The organism is Streptomyces sp. NPDC000075 (assembly GCF_040301925.1).
Taxonomy (GTDB): domain Bacteria; phylum Actinomycetota; class Actinomycetes; order Streptomycetales; family Streptomycetaceae; genus Streptomyces; species Streptomyces polychromogenes.
On record NZ_JBEPFL010000012.1, the window covers coordinates 123,292 to 141,172 of the forward strand.

The 17,881-nt window shown below is 72.4% G+C and carries 15 protein-coding genes; 1 reads left to right on the top strand and 14 read right to left on the bottom strand.

Annotated elements, in window-relative coordinates; all coding sequences use genetic code 11:
• Positions 1 to 52: 52 nt before the first annotated feature.
• Positions 53 to 997 (bottom strand): methionyl-tRNA formyltransferase, encoded by a 945-nt coding sequence (fmt, locus tag ABT403_RS16725; protein WP_344159459.1) that lies wholly within the window; start codon positions 995 to 997, stop codon positions 53 to 55.
• A gap of 248 nt (positions 998 to 1,245) precedes the next feature.
• Here fmt and ABT403_RS16730 point away from each other — a divergent pair, with 248 nt between their 5' ends.
• Positions 1,246 to 1,764 carry a hypothetical protein gene (locus ABT403_RS16730; protein WP_344159455.1) on the top strand — a complete coding sequence of 173 codons (519 nt, stop codon included), beginning with the start codon at positions 1,246 to 1,248 and terminating at the stop codon, positions 1,762 to 1,764.
• Between the two features lie 221 nt (positions 1,765 to 1,985).
• Here ABT403_RS16730 and ABT403_RS16735 read toward each other — a convergent pair whose 3' ends face one another.
• The 13 genes from ABT403_RS16735 to ABT403_RS16795 form a co-directional block, all read right to left on the bottom strand.
• Positions 1,986 to 4,106: a primosomal protein N' gene (locus ABT403_RS16735; protein WP_344159452.1), complete on the bottom strand. Its 2,121-nt coding sequence runs from the start codon at positions 4,104 to 4,106 to the stop codon at positions 1,986 to 1,988.
• A 104-nt stretch (positions 4,107 to 4,210) separates the two neighbouring features.
• The gene (gene metK / locus ABT403_RS16740) at positions 4,211 to 5,419 is read right to left on the bottom strand and encodes a methionine adenosyltransferase (RefSeq protein ID WP_079425003.1); all 1,209 of its coding nucleotides are present in this window, start codon (positions 5,417 to 5,419) and stop codon (positions 4,211 to 4,213) included.
• Positions 5,420 to 5,613: 194 nt separating this feature from the next.
• Positions 5,614 to 6,840, bottom strand: coding sequence for a bifunctional phosphopantothenoylcysteine decarboxylase/phosphopantothenate--cysteine ligase CoaBC (coaBC, locus tag ABT403_RS16745; protein WP_344159445.1), 1,227 nt, complete (start codon positions 6,838 to 6,840; stop codon positions 5,614 to 5,616).
• A gap of 90 nt (positions 6,841 to 6,930) precedes the next feature.
• Entirely contained in the window at positions 6,931 to 7,203 is a 273-nt protein-coding gene (gene rpoZ, locus ABT403_RS16750) for a DNA-directed RNA polymerase subunit omega (RefSeq protein WP_004948662.1), read from the bottom strand.
• A 28-nt stretch (positions 7,204 to 7,231) separates the two neighbouring features.
• Positions 7,232 to 7,795 carry a guanylate kinase gene (gene gmk, locus ABT403_RS16755; RefSeq protein WP_344159442.1) on the bottom strand — a complete coding sequence of 188 codons (564 nt, stop codon included), beginning with the start codon at positions 7,793 to 7,795 and terminating at the stop codon, positions 7,232 to 7,234.
• A gap of 61 nt (positions 7,796 to 7,856) precedes the next feature.
• A complete protein-coding gene (locus tag ABT403_RS16760) occupies positions 7,857 to 8,180 on the bottom strand; it encodes an integration host factor (RefSeq protein ID WP_030234009.1) in 324 nt (107 codons plus the stop codon).
• Positions 8,181 to 8,462: 282 nt separating this feature from the next.
• On the bottom strand, positions 8,463 to 9,314 hold the full coding sequence (gene pyrF, locus ABT403_RS16765) for an orotidine-5'-phosphate decarboxylase (RefSeq protein WP_344159438.1): 852 nt from the start codon (positions 9,312 to 9,314) through the stop codon (positions 8,463 to 8,465).
• Positions 9,311 to 10,420 carry a quinone-dependent dihydroorotate dehydrogenase gene (locus ABT403_RS16770; protein ID WP_344159435.1) on the bottom strand — a complete coding sequence of 370 codons (1,110 nt, stop codon included), beginning with the start codon at positions 10,418 to 10,420 and terminating at the stop codon, positions 9,311 to 9,313. Before ABT403_RS16770 ends, pyrF begins: the two co-directional genes overlap by 4 nt.
• Before the next feature lie 81 nt (positions 10,421 to 10,501).
• Positions 10,502 to 13,810 (bottom strand): carbamoyl-phosphate synthase large subunit, encoded by a 3,309-nt coding sequence (carB, locus tag ABT403_RS16775; RefSeq protein ID WP_344159432.1) that lies wholly within the window; start codon positions 13,808 to 13,810, stop codon positions 10,502 to 10,504.
• The gene (carA, locus tag ABT403_RS16780) at positions 13,803 to 14,972 is read right to left on the bottom strand and encodes a glutamine-hydrolyzing carbamoyl-phosphate synthase small subunit (RefSeq protein ID WP_344159429.1); all 1,170 of its coding nucleotides are present in this window, start codon (positions 14,970 to 14,972) and stop codon (positions 13,803 to 13,805) included. Before carA ends, carB begins: the two co-directional genes overlap by 8 nt.
• Positions 14,969 to 15,550, bottom strand: a complete 582-nt coding sequence (locus ABT403_RS16785) for a PH-like domain-containing protein (protein ID WP_344159426.1) — start codon at positions 15,548 to 15,550, stop codon at positions 14,969 to 14,971. The genes carA and ABT403_RS16785 overlap by 4 nt, the downstream gene beginning before the upstream one ends.
• Positions 15,547 to 16,866, bottom strand: coding sequence for a dihydroorotase (locus ABT403_RS16790; protein ID WP_344159423.1), 1,320 nt, complete (start codon positions 16,864 to 16,866; stop codon positions 15,547 to 15,549). Before ABT403_RS16790 ends, ABT403_RS16785 begins: the two co-directional genes overlap by 4 nt.
• A 2-nt stretch (positions 16,867 to 16,868) precedes the next feature.
• Positions 16,869 to 17,849, bottom strand: a complete 981-nt coding sequence (locus ABT403_RS16795) for an aspartate carbamoyltransferase catalytic subunit (RefSeq protein WP_344159420.1) — start codon at positions 17,847 to 17,849, stop codon at positions 16,869 to 16,871.
• Positions 17,850 to 17,881 lie beyond the last annotated feature (32 nt).

Below are 17,881 nucleotides of genomic sequence, written 5' to 3' on the forward strand. Positions count from 1 at the left end.
GCCGTGGACCGGGGTGGTGCGGTGCCCCCGGCGGGCGGGGGCGCGGATGGGATCAGCCTACGTCGGTGCCGCCCAGGCGCTCGCCGGGAGCGATGCGCACCCCGCGCGCCCAGTCGGCGCCCTTCATCGGCTTCTTGCCCTGCGGCTGCACCCAGAGCAGCTCGACGGCGTGCGAGCCGGTGCCGACGTACACGTTGTTCTTGGCCGGGGCCAGGACGCCCGGCGCGAGGTCGGTGCGGTCGGGGACGAGCCCGACGGAGATCAGCTTGAGGCGCTCGCCGCGGAAGACCGTCCACGCGCCCGGCGCCGGGGTGCAGCCGCGCACGACGCGGTCGGCGCGCAGCGCGGGGGCGTTCCAGTCGACCCGGGCGTCCTCGACGGTGATCTTCGGCGCGAGGGAGACCCCGTCGGCGGGCTGCTCGACGGCGCGCAGGGAGCCGTCCTCGATGCCGTCCATGGTCGCGGTCAGCAGCCCGGCGCCGGCGAAGGCGAGGCGGGTCAGCAGGTCGCCGCTGGTGTCGGTCGGGCGGATGTCCTCGGTGAGGACCCCGAAGACGGGGCCGGTGTCGAGCCCCTCCTCGATCCGGAAGGTGGAGGCCCCGGTGACCTGGTCACCCGCCATGATCGACTGCTGGACGGGCGCGGCGCCGCGCCAGGCGGGCAGCAGCGAGAAGTGCAGGTTGACCCAGCCGTGGACGGGGATGTCGAGGGCGCTCTTGGGGATCAGCGCGCCGTACGCGACGACCGGACAGCAGTCCGGGGCGATCTCGCGCAGCCGCTCCTGGAACTCCGGGTCGCGCGGGCGGACCGGCTTGAGGACCTCGATGCCGGCCTCCTCGGCGCGCTCGGCGACGGGGCTGGCGACCAGCCGCCGGCCGCGGCCGGCCGGTGCGTCGGGCCGGGTGACGACGGCCGCGACCTCGTGCCGCCCGGAGGCGATCAGGGCGTCCAGGGCGGGCACGGCGACCTCGGGGGTGCCTGCGAAGACGAGCTTCACTGGGTCCTACCTCGCTATCTCGGCGTCAGCAACGGTCCAGTCTAGGGTGCGTGCTCCCCCGGGCCCACCTGCGGGATCGGGGGCGTACGCACACACGCGCGCCTCTCGCATATGCCGACACGCCCCCAGGGCGTGACCTGGGCGCACGTTGGCGCGTTGGTCAAGAGAGATTGACCGAAACGGGCCGCGATCAAGAACGGTGTCTGCGGCCCGATCCGCTCTTCAGCACCGGTTCGAGAGGCTTCTCCATGGCCGACCACGCCACCCATGACGCCCAAGCACGGGCCAGTCTGCACCTCCTGGTGCGGGACATCGAGCGGGTTCGCCGGCAGGTGGACGCACTGCGTACGCTCACCGCCCAGCTCGGCAACGTGTACCGCCCCCGCCGCTCCGGGCCCTCCACGGGCTTCGTCGTCTACGGCAGGGCGCCCGCGCCCACCGTCCGCCTCGCGCAGGAGCTGCGGGACAGCGTCGAGACGCTCGTCACCGCGGCGGTGGACTTCGACCGCTCCCTGGGCTTCTCCTGGGACGCGGTCGGCTCGGCGCTCGGCGTCACCAAGCAGGCGGTGCACCGCCGCTACGGAGCGCGGCGCGCGCAGGCCGTCGAGGCCGCGGAGCCGGTGGCCGAGGCCGGCGCGACCCGGACGCTGGGGCCGTTGCCGACGATTCCGGCGGCGCGTTCGGTGCCGCCGCAGCCGGTCCGCGAGGACGCCCAGGCCGTCCCGGCGGCCCGCCAGTCGGCGTTCCCCGGCCCCCGCAACGGCTGACCCCGCCCGCCGCCGGGACGCCGACCCCCGACGGCACCGGCCCCGCGGGAGCCGCCCCCTCGTGGCGGCCCTGCGGGGCTTTCCCCTGCCCGCAGGGCAATTCCAGCCCCGCCGGCGTTTGAGGCGCGGGGTCCGGGGGCGGAGCCCCCGGGAAACGGAGAAAGGGCGGGGCGGGGAGACCGGCTCCGCGCAGCGGCACCCGCACCCACCGCCGGACGGCCTCAGCCGATGTCCGGCGGGTCGACGCGGATGCGGACCGCGTCGGCGACCGGCACCCCCCGGGCCATCCGCGCGGCCTGGGCGGACTTGAGCGCGGCGGCCAGCGCCGCCCCGCTGCCGGGCGGTACCCGGATCAGGGCCCGCTCCCCCGCCGAGTCCTCACCCCGCCGCCCCGGCAGCGGCACGGGCCCCAGCACCTCCGCGTCCGCAGGCAGGTCGGCGGCCTCCAGGAAGGCCTCCAGGGCCTCGGCCCGCCCCGCCACCGCCGCCATCCGGGACACCGGCGGGAACCCCAGCTGGGCCCGCTCCGCGAGCTCCCGCAGGGCGTGCCCGACGGGGTCCCACCGCACCAGGGCCTGGACCGGCCGCAGCGTCGGCTCGGCGACGACCACCACCTGGCCCCCGGCCCGGACCAGGGAGGCGGCGCCGATCCAGCGGCGCAGCGCGTCCTCCCCCGCCCGCAGGTCGGGCCGGGTCAGCATCGCCCAGCCGTCCAGCAGCAGCGCCGCCGCGTACCCGGCGCCCGCCGCGACCGGCTCGGCGCCGGGGGTGGAGACCACCAGGGCCGGGCGGTCCGGCACCTCGTCCAGCACGTGGTCGCGCCCCGAGGTCCGCACCGGCACGGCCGGGAAGGCCCGGCCCAGCTCCTCGGCGGTCCGCCGGGCGCCCACCACCCGGGCCCGCAGCCGGAACGACCCGCACTCCTCGCAGTGCCAGGCCGGCTCGCCCCGCCCGCACCAGCCGCAGTGCAGGTCCCGCTCGTCGGGGGCCTCCAGCGGGCCGGCGCACACCCGGCAGCGGGCCGGGGTCCTGCAGCGCTCGCACGCCAGCCTCGGCACGTACCCGCGACGGGGCACCTGGACCAGCACGGGCCCGCTCTTCAGCCCCTCCCGGACGGTCTCCCAGGCCAGGCTCGGCAGCCGCGCGGCGCGGGCGGCCCCGTCGCGCGCCAGCAGTTCGTCGCCGACGGTCCGGATGCGGGGGGCGGCGGCGCGGACCGTCTCGCGGTCGGCGGTCAGCGGCCGGGCCCAGCCCGACTCGACCAGCTGGGCGGCCTCGACGGTGCAGCTGGTGCCGCCGACCAGGAATCCGCACCCGTCCGTGACCGCGCGCAGCTCCAGCACCTCACGGACGTGCGGGAAGGGGGCGTGGTCGGCGCCGTGGCTGGAGTCCCCGTCGTCCCAGACCGCGACCAGCCCGAGGTCCCGTACGGGCGCGAACATGGCGGCCCGGGTGCCGACCACGGCCCGCACGGAGCCCCGGTTGACCGCGAGCCACTCCCGGTAGCGCTTCTCCGGCCCGGAGTCGGCGGTCAGCAGGGCGTGCCGCCCCTCGCCCAGCAGGGCGGTGAGGGCGGCGTCGACGCGGGCGGCGGTGCGCCCGTCGGGCACGACGGCGAGGGCGCCGCGCCCGGAGGAGAGGGTGGCCGCCATGGCCCGGGCCAGCTCGTCGGCCCAGCCGGGGCCCGGCAGGGCGGTCCACACGGCGCGCGGGGTGCCGCCGCCGGCCAGGGCGCGCAGGAAGGCGGGGCCGGCGTCGTACCGGCTCCAGCCGCCCGGCTCGGGCGCGGCGGGCGGGGGCAGCGGATCCGGGGAGGGCCTGGACTCGGCACGGGCGTTGCGCGGGGGCAGGGCCAGCTGGAGGACGTCGGCCAGGCTGCCCGCGTACCGGTCGGCGACGGCGCGGGTGAGGGCGAGCATGCGGGGGCCGAGGACCACCTCGGGCGAGACGACCTGGGCGAGGGCGGCCAGCGCCCCCTCGTAATCGGACTCGGCGCGCCGCTCGACGATGAAACCGTCGATGAGCCCGCCGCCCTCACGCCGGCCTCCGTGCACCCGGTGGGCGCCGGCCCCGAAGCGGACGCGGACGCGGACGCCGGGGCGGGCGGTCTCGGACAGCTCGGCGGGGACGGCGTAGTCGAAGAGCCGGTCGAGGTGGAGCACGCCCTTGTTCACGAGGACGCGGGCCACCGGCAGCTCCTCGGCGAGGGCCGCCCCGCGCCAGGTGCGCGGCTTGGCCTTGGGCGCCTTGGCCTTCGCCTCGGCGACCATCTCCCGGATGAGCGCGAGCTGCTGCGGCGGGCCGCCGGGGCCTTCTGCGTCGGGTGCGTTGTCGCTGCTCACAGCAGCATTCTTACCAAAGGGCACCGACAGGCGGACGCCGCCCGCAACGCGATACCGCCCCGGACCTGCGGGTCCGGGGCGGTATCGGGTGGAACGGGTGCCGTTTACAGACCGGCGGCGGCGCGCAGGGCGTCGACGCGGTCGGTGCGCTCCCAGGTGAAGTCGGGGAGCTCGCGGCCGAAGTGGCCGTACGCGGCGGTCTGGGCGTAGATCGGGCGCAGCAGGTCCAGGTCGCGGATGATCGCGGCCGGGCGGAGGTCGAAGACCTCGCCGATCGCGTCCTCGATCTTCTGGACGTCGACCTTGGCGGTGCCGAAGGTCTCCACGAACAGGCCGACGGGCTCGGCCTTGCCGATCGCGTACGCGACCTGGACCTCGCAGCGGGCCGCGAGGCCGGCGGCGACGACGTTCTTGGCCACCCACCGCATCGCGTACGCGGCGGAGCGGTCCACCTTCGACGGGTCCTTGCCCGAGAACGCGCCGCCGCCGTGGCGGGCCATGCCGCCGTACGTGTCGATGATGATCTTGCGGCCGGTCAGGCCGGCGTCGCCCATCGGGCCGCCGATCTCGAAGCGGCCGGTCGGGTTGACCAGCAGGCGGTAGCCCTCGGTGTCCAGCTTGATGCCGTCCTCGACGAGCTGCGCGAGCACGTGCTCGACGACGAACTCGCGGATGTCGGGGGCGAGCAGCGAGTCCAGGTCGATGTCCGCCGCGTGCTGCGTGGAGACGACGACCGTGTCCAGGCGCACGGCCTTGTCACCGTCGTACTCGATGGTGACCTGGGTCTTGCCGTCGGGGCGCAGGTACGGGATGGTCCCGTTCTTGCGGACCTCGGACAGGCGGCGGGAGAGCCGGTGCGCGATGTGGATCGGCAGCGGCATCAGCTCGGGGGTCTCGTCGCAGGCGTAGCCGAACATCAGGCCCTGGTCGCCGGCGCCCTGCTTGTCGAGCTCGTCCTCGTCGCCCTCGACCCGGGACTCGTAGGCCGTGTCGACACCCTGGGCGATGTCCGGGGACTGGGCGCCGATGGACACCGACACGCCGCAGGAGGCGCCGTCGAAGCCCTTCTTCGAGGAGTCGTAGCCGATCTCGAGGATCTTGTCGCGGACGAGCTGGGCGATCGGGGCGTACGCCTTCGTCGTCACCTCGCCCGCGATGTGCACCAGACCGGTGGTGATGAGGGTCTCCACGGCCACGCGCGAGGTCGGGTCCTCGGTGAGGAGGGCGTCGAGGATCGTGTCGCTGATCTGGTCAGCGATCTTGTCGGGGTGACCCTCGGTCACGGACTCCGAGGTGAACAGACGACGGGACACAATGCTCCCTGGGGTTGCAGCGGCTGCTGGCTGATCATTTGGCGGAACGATACCGGGGGCTGCGCCCGAACACGTTCCAGATGCAGTTTATCGGTCGCCACCGTTTGCCGGACCACCCGTCTCGCCTTATGGGAGCCGTGTGACCTGCGGCACTCCATTCTGACGCACGGATTTCCCGTCGAGAAGGGAAACGCTCAGGCGCGCCGGTGCTCGCTGCGCGGCGCGAGGCGCGGGGCGACCTGGTCCCAAATGACGTCCGCCAGGGCTTCCTTCGGACCATAGGGCACCTGCACCTCGCCGCCATCGGAGGCGAGGATGACGGCCTCGTTCTCCTCGGATCCGAAGGTCTTGCTCTCTCCGACCTCGTTGACGACGAGAAGGTCACAGCCCTTGCGGCGGAGCTTGGCCCGGCCGTTGTCGAGCACGTCGTCCGTCTCGGCGGCGAATCCGACGACGACCTGGCCCTCCAGGGCCCGCTCCGCGGAGATCTCCGCGAGCACGTCGGGGTTGCGCACGAGGACCACCGGATCGGGCTCGCGCCCCTCCTGCTTCTTGATCTTGCCGTCGGCGTACGAGGACGGCCGGAAGTCGGCCACGGCGGCGGCCATCACCACGGCGTCGGCGTCGGCGGCCGCCTTGAGCACCGCCTCGCGCAGCTGGAGGGCGGTGCCCACCCGGACGACGTCCGCCCCGGCCGGGTCGGCCAGCGCGGTGTTCGCGGCCACCAGGGTGACCCGGGCCCCGCGCGCCACGGCGGTGCGGGCCAGCGCGTAGCCCTGCTTGCCGGAGGAGCGGTTGCCGAGGAAGCGGACCGGGTCCAGGGGCTCGCGGGTGCCGCCGGCGCTGATGACCACGTGGCGTCCGGCCAGGTCGGGGGCGGCCGCGCCGCGGGCGAGGACCGCCCGGCAGACCTCGAAGATCTCCTCCGGGTCGGGCAGCCGGCCCTTGCCGGTGTCCTTGCCGGTCAGCCGCCCGACGGCGGGCTCGATGACGACCGCGCCCCGGCGGCGCAGGGTGGCCACGTTCTCCCGCGTGGCGGGGTGCTCCCACATCTCGGTGTGCATCGCGGGCGCGAAGACCACCGGGCAGCGGGCGGTGAGCAGGGTGTTGGTGAGGAGGTCGTCGGCGAGGCCGTGGGCCGCCTTGGCCAGCATGTCGGCGGTGGCCGGGGCGACGACGACGAGGTCGGCGCTCTGGCCGATGCGCACGTGGGGCACCTCGTCGACGCTCTCCCAGACCTCGGTGGAGGCCGGGTTTCCGGAGAGCGCGGCCCAGGTGGCCTCGCCGACGAAGTTCAGGGACGCCGCCGTGGGCACCACCCGCACCTCGTGCCCGGACTCGGTCAGCCGGCGCAGCAGCTCGCACGCCTTGTACGCGGCGATCCCGCCGCTGACCCCCAGCACGACCTTCGGCTTGTCCACTGCTTCTCCCGTGATCGGTTGCGTCGGTACCTATGACACACCACAGGCCCGGCAGCCGTGCTGCCGGGCCTGTGGTGACGATGTCGTGCCTTACTGGGCCGGGGCCTCGATGGCCTCGGAGGTCAGCAGACCCGCGTTGATCTCGCGCAGTGCGATCGAGAGCGGCTTCTCGTGGACGTGGGTGTCCACCAGGGGGCCGACGTACTCCAGCAGGCCCTCACCGAGCTGCGAGTAGTACGCGTTGATCTGACGCGCGCGCTTGGCCGCGTAGATCACGAGGCTGTACTTCGAGTCCGTGGCCTCGAGCAGCTCGTCGATCGGCGGGTTGATGATGCCCTCGGGCGCGGTGATGGAAGAGGACACGCTCTACCTTCCGAAGATGGATAAAAGATCAGACAACTGCCATCAAGGCTAGCAGCTCACGTGCTACGTCCTCGACGGAGGTGTTGACCAGGGTGGTGTCGAACTCGGACTCGGCGGCGAGCTCGACCTTCGCGGTGTCGAGCCGCCGCTCGATGACCTCGGGCGACTCGGTGCCCCGGCCGGTGAGCCGGCGGACCAGCTCGTCCCAGCTCGGCGGGGCCAGGAAGACCAGTTGTGCGTCGGGCATCGACTCGCGGACGAGCCGGGCGCCCTGGAGGTCGATCTCCAGCAGTACCGGCTCGCCGTTGTCGAGGCGTTCCAGCACCGCGCCGCGCGGTGTGCCGTAGCGGTTGCCCGCGAACTCGGCCCACTCCAGCAGCTCGCCGTTGGCGATCAGCTTGTCGAACTCGTCGTCGTTGACGAAGAAGTACTGGACTCCGTGTCGCTCACCGGGCCGCGGCTTGCGGGTGGTGGCCGACACCGAGAGCCAGACCTCGGGGTGGACCTTGCGCATATGCGCGACGACCGTGCTCTTGCCGACCCCCGAGGGGCCGGAGAGCACGGTCAGCCGCGGACGAACCTCTGCTGCCATAGAGCGATTATCCAGGTTCTCGGGACTGCCTGAGAACGCCGGGAGAACTTCGGGCGACGCCTCAGGCGCCGCTACCGCCGAACTCGCGCTCCAGAGAGGCGATCTGGTTGGAGCCGAGACCTCGGACACGCCGGGACTCGGAGATGCCGAGGCGCTCCATGATCTGCTTGGCGCGGACCTTGCCCACGCCGGGCAGCGACTCGAGAAGGGCGGAGACCTTCATCTTGCCGATGACGTCGTTCTCCTGGCCCGTCTTGATGACGTCGTGGAGGGAGGCGCCGGAGTGCTTGAGTCGATTCTTCACCTCGGCCCGCTCCCGGCGAGCCGCGGCGGCCTTTTCGAGCGCTGCTGCGCGCTGTTCAGGGGTAAGGGGCGGAAGAGCCACGCCTACGTCACCTCGGATGTCGAACTGTCGGATACGGACCGGCGGGGAGCCCTCGGGCACCACGCCGGGCGAGCTCCCGAACAGCGATGGAACTCCTTCGCTGCGCGTTCACTCTGGTCGGAGACTAGCGGCCAAGGCCGCTCCAGTCAGCGAGAACGGACGAAAAGTCCTGGTCAGCCTCCACTGAACCGTACATCACGGGCAAAACACCCCGGTTTTGTCCGGGGAAAGACGTTCGATTTTCGTCAGCCCGTGCTCCGCGCCGGTCCGCGACCCCTCCGGTCAGGCCGCGACGGCCTCTCGGATCTCCTCCGCGAACCGCTTCGCGGAGGCCCGCAGGGCGGCGGTGTCCGGTCCGTGCTTGAGGACGCCCCGGGAGACGTTCGGGACCACGTTGCCCACGGCCGCGCCGAAGACCGCCGGGAGGTCGGCCGCCGTCGCGCCCTGGGCGCCGATGCCGGGGGCCAGGAGCGGGCCGTTGATGTCCAGGTCGAAGGAGGACAGGTCGCCCAGGGTGGCGCCGACCACCGCGCCGAAGGAGCCCATCGGGTCCGCTCCGGCGTTCTCGGCCGCCAGGTGCGCCAGCATGGTCGCCCCGATCGAGCGGCCGTCCTCGCGCACCGCCCGCTGGACCTCCGCGCCCTCCGGGTTGGAGGTGAGGGCCAGGACGAACAGGCCCGCGCCGGACTCGCGCGCCAGGTCCACGGCCGGCTTCAGCGAGCCGTAGCCCAGGTACGGGGAGACCGTGAGCGCGTCCGAGAAGAGCGGGGAGGCCGGGTCCAGGAAGGCGGAGGCGTACGCGGCCATCGTGGAGCCGATGTCACCCCGCTTGGCGTCCATGACGACCAGGGTGCCCGCCGCGCGGGCGTCCGCCACGGTGCGCTCCAGCACCGCGACGCCGCGCGAGCCGAAGCGCTCGAAGAAGGCGGCCTGCGGCTTGAAGACCGCCACCGAGTCGGCGAGCGCCTCCACGACGGTGCGGGAGAACCGCTCCAGGCCCGCGATGTCGTCCGCCAGGCCCCAGGAGTCCAGCAGGGCGGCGTGAGGGTCGATGCCGACGCACAGGGGGCCGCGGGCGTCCATGGCGGCGCGCAGGCGGGCCCCGAAGGGGGTCACAGGGGTCTGGGAGGTCACTGGGCGGCCTTCCGGGTCTCGGCGCCCACGGCCTCGGCCAGGGTCGCGTACGGGCTGGCGGCCAGGCGCGCGGCCAGGCCCTTGTGGATGGCGCGGGCGTAGAACGGGCCCTCGTAGATGAAGGCGCTGTAGCCCTGGATCAGGGTGGCGCCCGCCAGGATGCGCTGCCAGGCGTCCTCGGCGTTCTCGATGCCGCCCACCCCGACCAGGGTGATCCGGTCGCCCACACGGGCGTACAGGCGGCGCAGGACCTCCAGGGAGCGCTCCTTGACGGGCGCGCCGGACAGCCCGCCGGTCTCCTTGACCAGGGCCGGGTCGGACTTCAGGCCCAGGCCCTCGCGGGCGATGGTGGTGTTCGTGGCGATGATGCCGTCCAGGCCCAGCTCCAGGGCGAGGTCGGCGACGGCGTCCACGTCCTCGTCGGCCAGGTCCGGGGCGATCTTGACCAGCAGCGGGACGCGGCGGCCGGTGACCGAGCGGTCGGCGGCCTCCCGTACGGCGGTCAGCAGCGGGCGCAGGGACTCGGTGGCCTGGAGGTTGCGCAGGCCCGGGGTGTTCGGCGAGGAGACGTTGACGACGAGGTAGTCGGCGTGACGGGCGAGGCGCTCGGTGGAGACCACGTAGTCGGCGGCGGCCTCGGTCTCCGGCACCACCTTGGTCTTGCCGATGTTGACGCCGACCACGGTCTTGAAGACCGGGTTGCGGGCGGCCAGGCGGGCCGCGACGGCCTCGGAGCCCTCGTTGTTGAAGCCCATGCGGTTGATCAGCGCGCGGTCGGGCACCAGGCGGAAGAGCCGCTTCTTGGGGTTGCCGGGCTGCGCCTGGCCGGTGACCGTGCCGATCTCGACGTGGTCGAAGCCGAGCATCGCCATGCCGTCGATGGCGACGGCGTTCTTGTCGAAGCCGGCCGCGAGCCCGAAGGGGCCGTGCATACGCAGGCCCAGGGCCTCCGTGCGCAGCCCCTCGTAGCGGGGGGCCAGGGCCGCCGCCACGAAGGTGCGCAGCACCGGGGTGCGGGCGGCGAGGCGGATCCAGCGGAAGGCCGTGTAGTGGGCCTTCTCGGCGTCCATCCGCTTGAAGACGAGGTTGAAGAACAGTTTGTACATCGTCCGGAATATCCCTTGTGCGCTCATGAAAGGGGGGACACCGATCGCTGCTGCGTCGGTGCCCCCCTGTCGGACGGGCTGCTAGTCGCGGGAGGCGTTCAGGTGCTCCGCGTGCTCCTGGAGGGAGCGCACGCCGACCTCGCCGCGGCCGAGCGCCTCGATGCCCTGGACGGCGGCGGCGAGCGCCTGGACCGTCGTCAGGCACGGGACGCCGCGCGCCACGGCCGCCGTGCGGATCTCGTAGCCGTCGAGGCGGCCGCCGGTGCCGTACGGGGTGTTGACGATCAGGTCGACCTGGCCGTCGTGGATGAGCTGGACGACGGTCTTCTCGCCGTTCGGCCCCTCGCCCTCGCTGAGCTTGCGCACGACGGTGGCGTTGATGCCGTTGCGCTTGAGGACCTCGGCGGTGCCGGAGGTGGCCATCAGCTCGAAGCCGTGGGCGACCAGCTCGCGGGCCGGGAAGACCATCGAGCGCTTGTCGCGGTTGGCGACCGAGATGAAGGCGCGGCCCTTGGTCGGCAGCGGGCCGTAGGCGCCGGCCTGCGACTTGGCGTACGCCGTGCCGAAGACGGAGTCGATGCCCATGACCTCGCCGGTGGAGCGCATCTCCGGGCCGAGGACGGTGTCGACGCCGCGGCCGTGGATGTCGCGGAAGCGCGACCACGGCATGACGGCCTCCTTGACGGAGATCGGCGCGTCCAGCGGCAGGGTGCCGCCGTCGCCCTCCTTGGGGAGCATGCCCTCGGCGCGCAGCTCGGCGATGGTGGCGCCGAGCCCGATGCGGGCGGCGGCCTTCGCGAGCGGGACGGCGGTGGCCTTCGAGGTGAAGGGGACCGTCCGGGAGGCGCGCGGGTTGGCCTCCAGGACGTAGAGGATGTCACCCGCCATCGCGAACTGGATGTTGATCAGGCCGCGGACGCCGACGCCCTTGGCGATGGCCTCGGTGGAGGCGCGCAGGCGCTTGATGTCGAAGCCGCCGAGGGTGATCGGGGGCAGGGCGCAGGCCGAGTCGCCGGAGTGGATGCCGGCTTCCTCGATGTGCTCCATGACGCCGCCGAGGTAGAGCTCCTCGCCGTCGTAGAGGGCGTCCACGTCGATCTCGATGGCGTCGTCGAGGAACCGGTCGACCAGCACGGGGCGGGTCGGGGAGATCTCGGTCGACTCCGCGATGTACGACTCCAGGCGGGTCTCGTCGTAGACGATCTCCATGCCGCGGCCGCCGAGCACGTAGGACGGGCGGACGAGGACCGGGTAGCCGATCTCGTCGGCGATCGCCTTGGCACCCGCGAAGGTGGTGGCGGTGCCGTGCTTGGGGGCCGGGAGGCCGGCCTCGGCCAGGACGCGGCCGAAGGCGCCGCGGTCCTCGGCGGCGTGGATGGCCTCGGGCGAAGTGCCGACGACCGGGACGCCGTTGTCCTTGAGGGCCTGGGCGAGACCCAGGGGGGTCTGGCCGCCGAGCTGGACGACGACACCGGCGATGGGGCCGGCCAGCGACTCGGCGTGGACGATCTCCAGCACGTCCTCGAGCGTCAGCGGCTCGAAGTACAGGCGGTCGGAGGTGTCGTAGTCCGTCGAGACGGTCTCGGGGTTGCAGTTGACCATCACGGTCTCGTAGCCGGCGTCGCTGAGGGCGAAGGAGGCGTGGACGCAGGAGTAGTCGAACTCGATGCCCTGGCCGATGCGGTTCGGGCCGGAGCCCAGGATGATCACCGCGGGCTTGGTGCGCGGGGCGACCTCGGACTCCTCGTCGTAGGACGAGTAGAAGTACGGGGTCTTCGCCGCGAACTCGGCGGCGCAGGTGTCGACCGTCTTGTAGACCGGGCGGACGCCGAGGGCGTGGCGGACCTCGCGGACGACGTCCTCGCGCAGGCCGCGGATCTCGGCGATCTGGGCGTCGGAGAAGCCGTGGCGCTTGGCCTCGGCGAGGAGCTCGGGCTCCAGCTTCTCGACGGAGGCGATCTCGTCCGCGATCTCCTTGATCAGGAAGAGCTGGTCGACGAACCACGGGTCGATCTTCGTGGCCTCGAACACCTCCTCCTGGGTGGCGCCGGCGCGGATGGCCTGCATGACGGTGTTGATGCGGCCGTCGGTCGGGCGGACCGCGACGCGCAGCAGCTCCTCCTTGTCGCCGGGCTCGCCGACGAAGGTGAACTGCGAGCCCTTCTTCTCCAGGGAGCGCAGGGCCTTCTGGAGGGCCTCGGTGAAGTTGCGGCCGATGGCCATGGCCTCGCCCACCGACTTCATGGTGGTGGTGAGGGTGGCGTCGGCGGCCGGGAACTTCTCGAAGGCGAAGCGTGGGGCCTTGACGACGACGTAGTCGAGGGTCGGCTCGAAGGAGGCCGGGGTCTTCTCGGTGATGTCGTTGGGGACCTCGTCCAGCGTGTAGCCGATGGCCAGCTTGGCGGCGATCTTGGCGATCGGGAAGCCGGTGGCCTTCGAGGCGAGCGCGGAGGAGCGGGAGACGCGCGGGTTCATCTCGATGACGATGACGCGGCCGTCGTCCGGGTTGATCGCGAACTGGATGTTGCAGCCGCCGGTGTCGACGCCGACCTCGCGGATGATCGCGATGCCGATGTCGCGCAGCCGCTGGTACTCGCGGTCGGTCAGCGTCATCGCCGGGGCGACGGTGATGGAGTCGCCGGTGTGGACGCCCATCGGGTCGAAGTTCTCGATGGAGCAGACGACGACCACGTTGTCCTTGGTGTCGCGCATCAGCTCCAGCTCGTACTCCTTCCAGCCGAGGATGGACTCCTCCAGGAGCACCTCGGTGGTCGGGGAGAGCGTGAGGCCCTGGCCGGCGATGCGGCGCAGCTCGTCCTCGTCGTGGGCGAAGCCGGAGCCGGCGCCGCCCATGGTGAAGGAGGGGCGCACGACGACGGGGTAGCCGCCGAGGGTCTCGACGCCCTTGAGGACGTCGTCCATCGAGTGGCAGATGACCGAGCGGGCGGACTCGCCGTGGCCGATCTTGGCCTTGACGGCCTCGACGACGCCCTTGAAGAGGTCGCGGTCCTCACCCTTGTTGATGGCCTCGACGTTGGCGCCGATGAGCTCGACGCCGTACTTCTCCAGCACACCCTGCTCGTGCATGGAGATCGCGGTGTTCAGCGCGGTCTGGCCGCCGAGGGTGGGCAGGAGCGCGTCGGGGCGCTCCTTGGCGATGATCTTCTCGACGAACTCGGGGGTGATCGGCTCGACGTACGTGGCGTCGGCGATCTCCGGGTCGGTCATGATCGTCGCGGGGTTGGAGTTCACCAGGATGACCCGCAGGCCCTCGGCCTTGAGGATGCGGCAGGCCTGGGTGCCGGAGTAGTCGAACTCGGCGGCCTGGCCGATGACGATCGGGCCGGAGCCGATGACCAGGACGGACTGGATATCGGTGCGCTTAGGCACGCTCGGCCTCCATAAGGCTGACGAAGCGGTCGAAGAGGTAGGCGGCGTCGTGCGGGCCGGCTGCCGCTTCGGGGTGGTACTGGACGCTGAAGGCCGGCTGGTCGAGCAGCTGGAGGCCTTCGACGACGTTGTCGTTCAGGCAGACGTGGGAGACCTCGGCGCGGCCGAAGGGGGTCTCGGACACCTTGTCGAGGGGCGCGTCGACGGCGAAGCCGTGGTTGTGCGCGGTGACCTCGACCTTGCCGGTGGTGCGGTCCTGGACCGGCTGGTTGATGCCGCGGTGGCCGTACTTCAGCTTGTAGGTGCCGAAGCCGAGCGCGCGGCCCAGGATCTGGTTGCCGAAGCAGATGCCGAAGAGCGGGGTCTTGCGCTCCAGGACGCCCCGCATGACGGCGACGGGGCCGTCGGCGGTGGCCGGGTCGCCCGGGCCGTTGGAGAAGAAGACGCCGTCGGGGTTGACCGCGTACACGTCCTCGACGGTGGCGGTGGCGGGCAGCACGTGCACCTCGATGCCGCGCTCGGCCATCCGGTGCGGGGTCATGCCCTTGATGCCGAGGTCGACGGCGGCGACGGTGAAGCGCGCGGTGCCAATCGGGACGGCTTCGCCGTCGGGGCCGATCGCGGGGACGACGTACGCCTCCTTGGTGGCGACCTCGGCGGAGAGGTTGGCGCCCTTCATCTGCGGCTGCGCCTGGACCTTCGCGAGCAGGGCCGCGTCGTCGGCGACCGCCTCGCCGGAGAAGATGCCGACGCGCATGGCGCCGCGCTCGCGCAGGTGGCGGGTCAGGGCGCGGGTGTCGATGCCGCTGATGCCCACGACGCCCTGCTTGACGAGCTCCTCGTCCAGCGAGCGCCGCGAGCGCCAGTTGGACGGGATGCGCGCGGGGTCGCGCACGACGTAGCCGGAGACCCAGATGCGGGAGGACTCGGGGTCCTCGTCGTTGACACCGGTGTTGCCCACGTGGGGGGCGGTCATCACGACGACCTGCCGGTGGTACGACGGGTCGGTGAGGGTCTCCTGGTAGCCGGTCATGCCGGTGGAGAACACGGCCTCGCCGAAGGTCTCCCCCACTGCGCCGTAGGCGCGGCCGCGGAAGATCCGGCCGTCCTCCAGGACGAGTACGGCGGGAGCTTTGGCTGCTCCCCTGGTGGAGGTCGTCATCGTTCGGCGCCTTCCGTCGTGATGGATTGGTTCATGGAGTTGATGGCCTCGACCCAGGCGGCGTGCTCGGCCGCGCGGTCGGAGCGGAATCCGGAGTCGATCAGCTTGTCGCCGTGCGCCCAGGTGACGACGAGCAGACCGCCCTCGGTGAGTACCTTGCCCGCGATTCCCTTGTCGAGGCGGGCGCCGCGCAGTTGCGGGGCCGGTACGAAGAAGTCGGTGGCACCCGGACGGACCACGTCGAGGCCCGCGTCGGTGAGGGTGAGTTCCACCCGGCTGCGCACTCCCAGACCGTGGGCGACGATCCGGTCGAGCCACTGCCCGGCGGTGGTGGACCCGTGGTACCGGCCGGTCAGGGCCAGCCGGTGCTCGGGGAGACCGCCGGGGGCGGCGGGCAGCTCCGGCAGATCGCTCTGCAGGGCTCCGCGCCATTTCCAGCCCTGCCGCATCAGCCAGTACACGAAGGCGATGAAGACGAGCAGACCGATCACCCACGCGATGCGGGCGCCCCAGTCCGTCACCTCCGCCGACTGTCGCCCGGCGGCCTCGGCGGCCAGTTGGATCACTGCAGGTGTCACGCGAGTTTCCCGTCCACGACCGTTGCACGGCCCCGCAGGAAGGTGTGAGTGACGCGCCCCGGCAGCTCGCGGCCCTCGTAGGGCGTGTTGCGGCTGCGGGAGGCGAAGTGTGCGGGGTCCACGACACCACGGTACGAGGTATCGACCAAGGTCAGGTTCGCGGGTTCACCTGCCGAGACGGGCCGGCCGTGCTGGTGGGACAGGCCGCCGATGCGGGCCGGGGCGAAGGACATGCGCTCCGCGACGCCCGCCCAGTCGAGCATCCCGGTCTCCACCATCGTCTGCTGGACGACGGAGAGCGCGGTCTCCAGGCCGACCATGCCCATGGCGGCGGCGGCCCACTCGCAGTCCTTGTCCTCGTGCGGGTGCGGGGCGTGGTCGGTGGCGACGATGTCGATCGTGCCGTCGGCGAGCGCCTCGCGCAGGGCCATCACGTCGCGCTCGGTGCGCAGCGGCGGGTTGACCTTGTAGACCGGGTCGTACGAGCGGACCAGCTCGTCGGTGAGGAGCAGGTGGTGCGGGGTGACCTCGGCGGTGACGTCGATGCCGCGGGACTTGGCCCAGCGGACGATCTCGACGGAGCCGGCGGTGGAGAGGTGGCAGATGTGCACGCGGGAGCCGACGTGCTCGGCGAGCAGGACGTCGCGGGCGATGATCGACTCCTCGGCCACGGCCGGCCAGCCGCCCAGGCCCAGCTCCGCGGAGACGACGCCCTCGTTCATCTGGGCGCCCTCGGTGAGGCGGGGCTCCTGGGCGTGCTGGGCGACGACGCCGCCGAAGGCCTTCACGTACTCCAGGGCGCGGCGCATGATCACGGCGTCGTCCACGCACTTGCCGTCGTCGGAGAAGACGGTGACGCGGGCGGCGGACTCGTGCATGGCGCCCAGCTCGGAGAGCTTCTTGCCCTCCAGGCCGACGGTGACGGCGCCGATGGGCTGCACGTCGCAGTAGCCGGACTCCTTGCCCAGGCGCCAGACCTGCTCGACGACGCCGGCGGTGTCGGCGACCGGGAAGGTGTTGGCCATGGCGAAGACGGCGGTGTAGCCGCCGGAGGCGGCGGCGCGGGTGCCGGTCAGGACGGTCTCGGAGTCCTCGCGGCCCGGCTCGCGCAGGTGGGTGTGGAGGTCGACGAGGCCCGGGAGGAGGACCTGGCCGGCCGCCTCGACGACGGTGTCGACGCCTTCGGCGGACAGTCCGGTGCCACTCCAGTCGATTTCGCCCGTCCGGGCGGTGGCGGCGATGGTCTCGCCGTCGATCAGGACGTCCTGCGCCTCGCCGCCGAGGACCTGCGCACCGCGGATAAGGATCTTGCTCATGGTTACTTGTTCTCCTCGGTGCGGGACGTGGTGACGGCGGGCTCGGAGCCTCCGAGCAGCAGGTACAGGACGGCCATGCGGATCGAGACCCCGTTGGCGACCTGCTCGACGACCGTGCAGCGGTCGGAGTCGGCGACCTCGGCGGTGATCTCCATGCCGCGGACCATGGGGCCGGGGTGCATGACGACGGCGTGCTCGGGCATCCGCGCCATGCGGGCGGCGTCCAGGCCGTAGCGGCGGGAGTACTCGCGCTCGGTCGGGAAGAAGGCGGCGTTCATGCGCTCGCGCTGCACACGCAGCATCATGACGGCGTCGGACTTCGGCAGCACCTCGTCCAGGCTGTACGAGATCTCGCAGGGCCAGTTCTCGACGCCGACCGGCACCAGGGTGGGCGGGGCCACGAGGGTGACCTCGGCGCCGAGGGTGTGCAGCAGCTGGACGTTGGAACGGGCGACCCGGCTGTGCAGGACGTCACCGACGATGGTGATCCGGCGGCCGCCCAGGTCCTTGCCGAGGCCCGCGTCGCGGCCGACCAGGCGGCGGCGCATGGTGAAGGCGTCGAGGAGCGCCTGCGTGGGGTGCTCGTGGGTGCCGTCGCCGGCGTTGATCACCGGGGCGTCGATCCAGCCGGAGTTGGCGAGCCGGTAGGGGGCGCCGGAGGCGTGGTGGCGGATGACGACCGCGTCGACGCCCATGGCCTCCAGGGTCTGGGCGGTGTCCTTGAGGGACTCGCCCTTGGAGACGCTGGAGCCCTTCGCGGCGAAGTTGATGACGTCGGCGGAGAGGCGCTTCTCGGCGGCTTCGAAGGAGATCCGGGTACGGGTCGAGTCCTCGAAGAACAGGTTGCAGATCGTGCGGCCGCGGAGGGTGGGCAGCTTCTTTATCGGCCGGTCGGCGACGCGGGCCATCTCCTCGGCGGTGTCGAGGATGAGGACGGCGTCGTCGCGCGTGAGGTCGGCGGCCGAGATGAGGTGGCGCTTCATCTGGGTGCTCCGTAAGTCGGGAGGGCAGGCAG

Excerpts from the sequence above, each read along its gene's own strand:
- carA (WP_344159429.1), bottom strand. The coding sequence starts at position 14,972 with ATGACGACCTCCACCAGGGGAGCAGCCAAAGCTCCCGCCGTACTCGTC.
- gmk (WP_344159442.1), bottom strand. The coding sequence starts at position 7,795 with ATGGCAGCAGAGGTTCGTCCGCGGCTGACCGTGCTCTCCGGCCCCTCG.
- ABT403_RS16730 (WP_344159455.1), top strand. The coding sequence starts at position 1,246 with ATGGCCGACCACGCCACCCATGACGCCCAAGCACGGGCCAGTCTGCAC.
- ABT403_RS16790 (WP_344159423.1), bottom strand. The coding sequence starts at position 16,866 with ATGAGCAAGATCCTTATCCGCGGTGCGCAGGTCCTCGGCGGCGAGGCG.
- ABT403_RS16795 (WP_344159420.1), bottom strand. The coding sequence starts at position 17,849 with ATGAAGCGCCACCTCATCTCGGCCGCCGACCTCACGCGCGACGACGCC.
- ABT403_RS16770 (WP_344159435.1), bottom strand. The coding sequence starts at position 10,420 with ATGTACAAACTGTTCTTCAACCTCGTCTTCAAGCGGATGGACGCCGAG.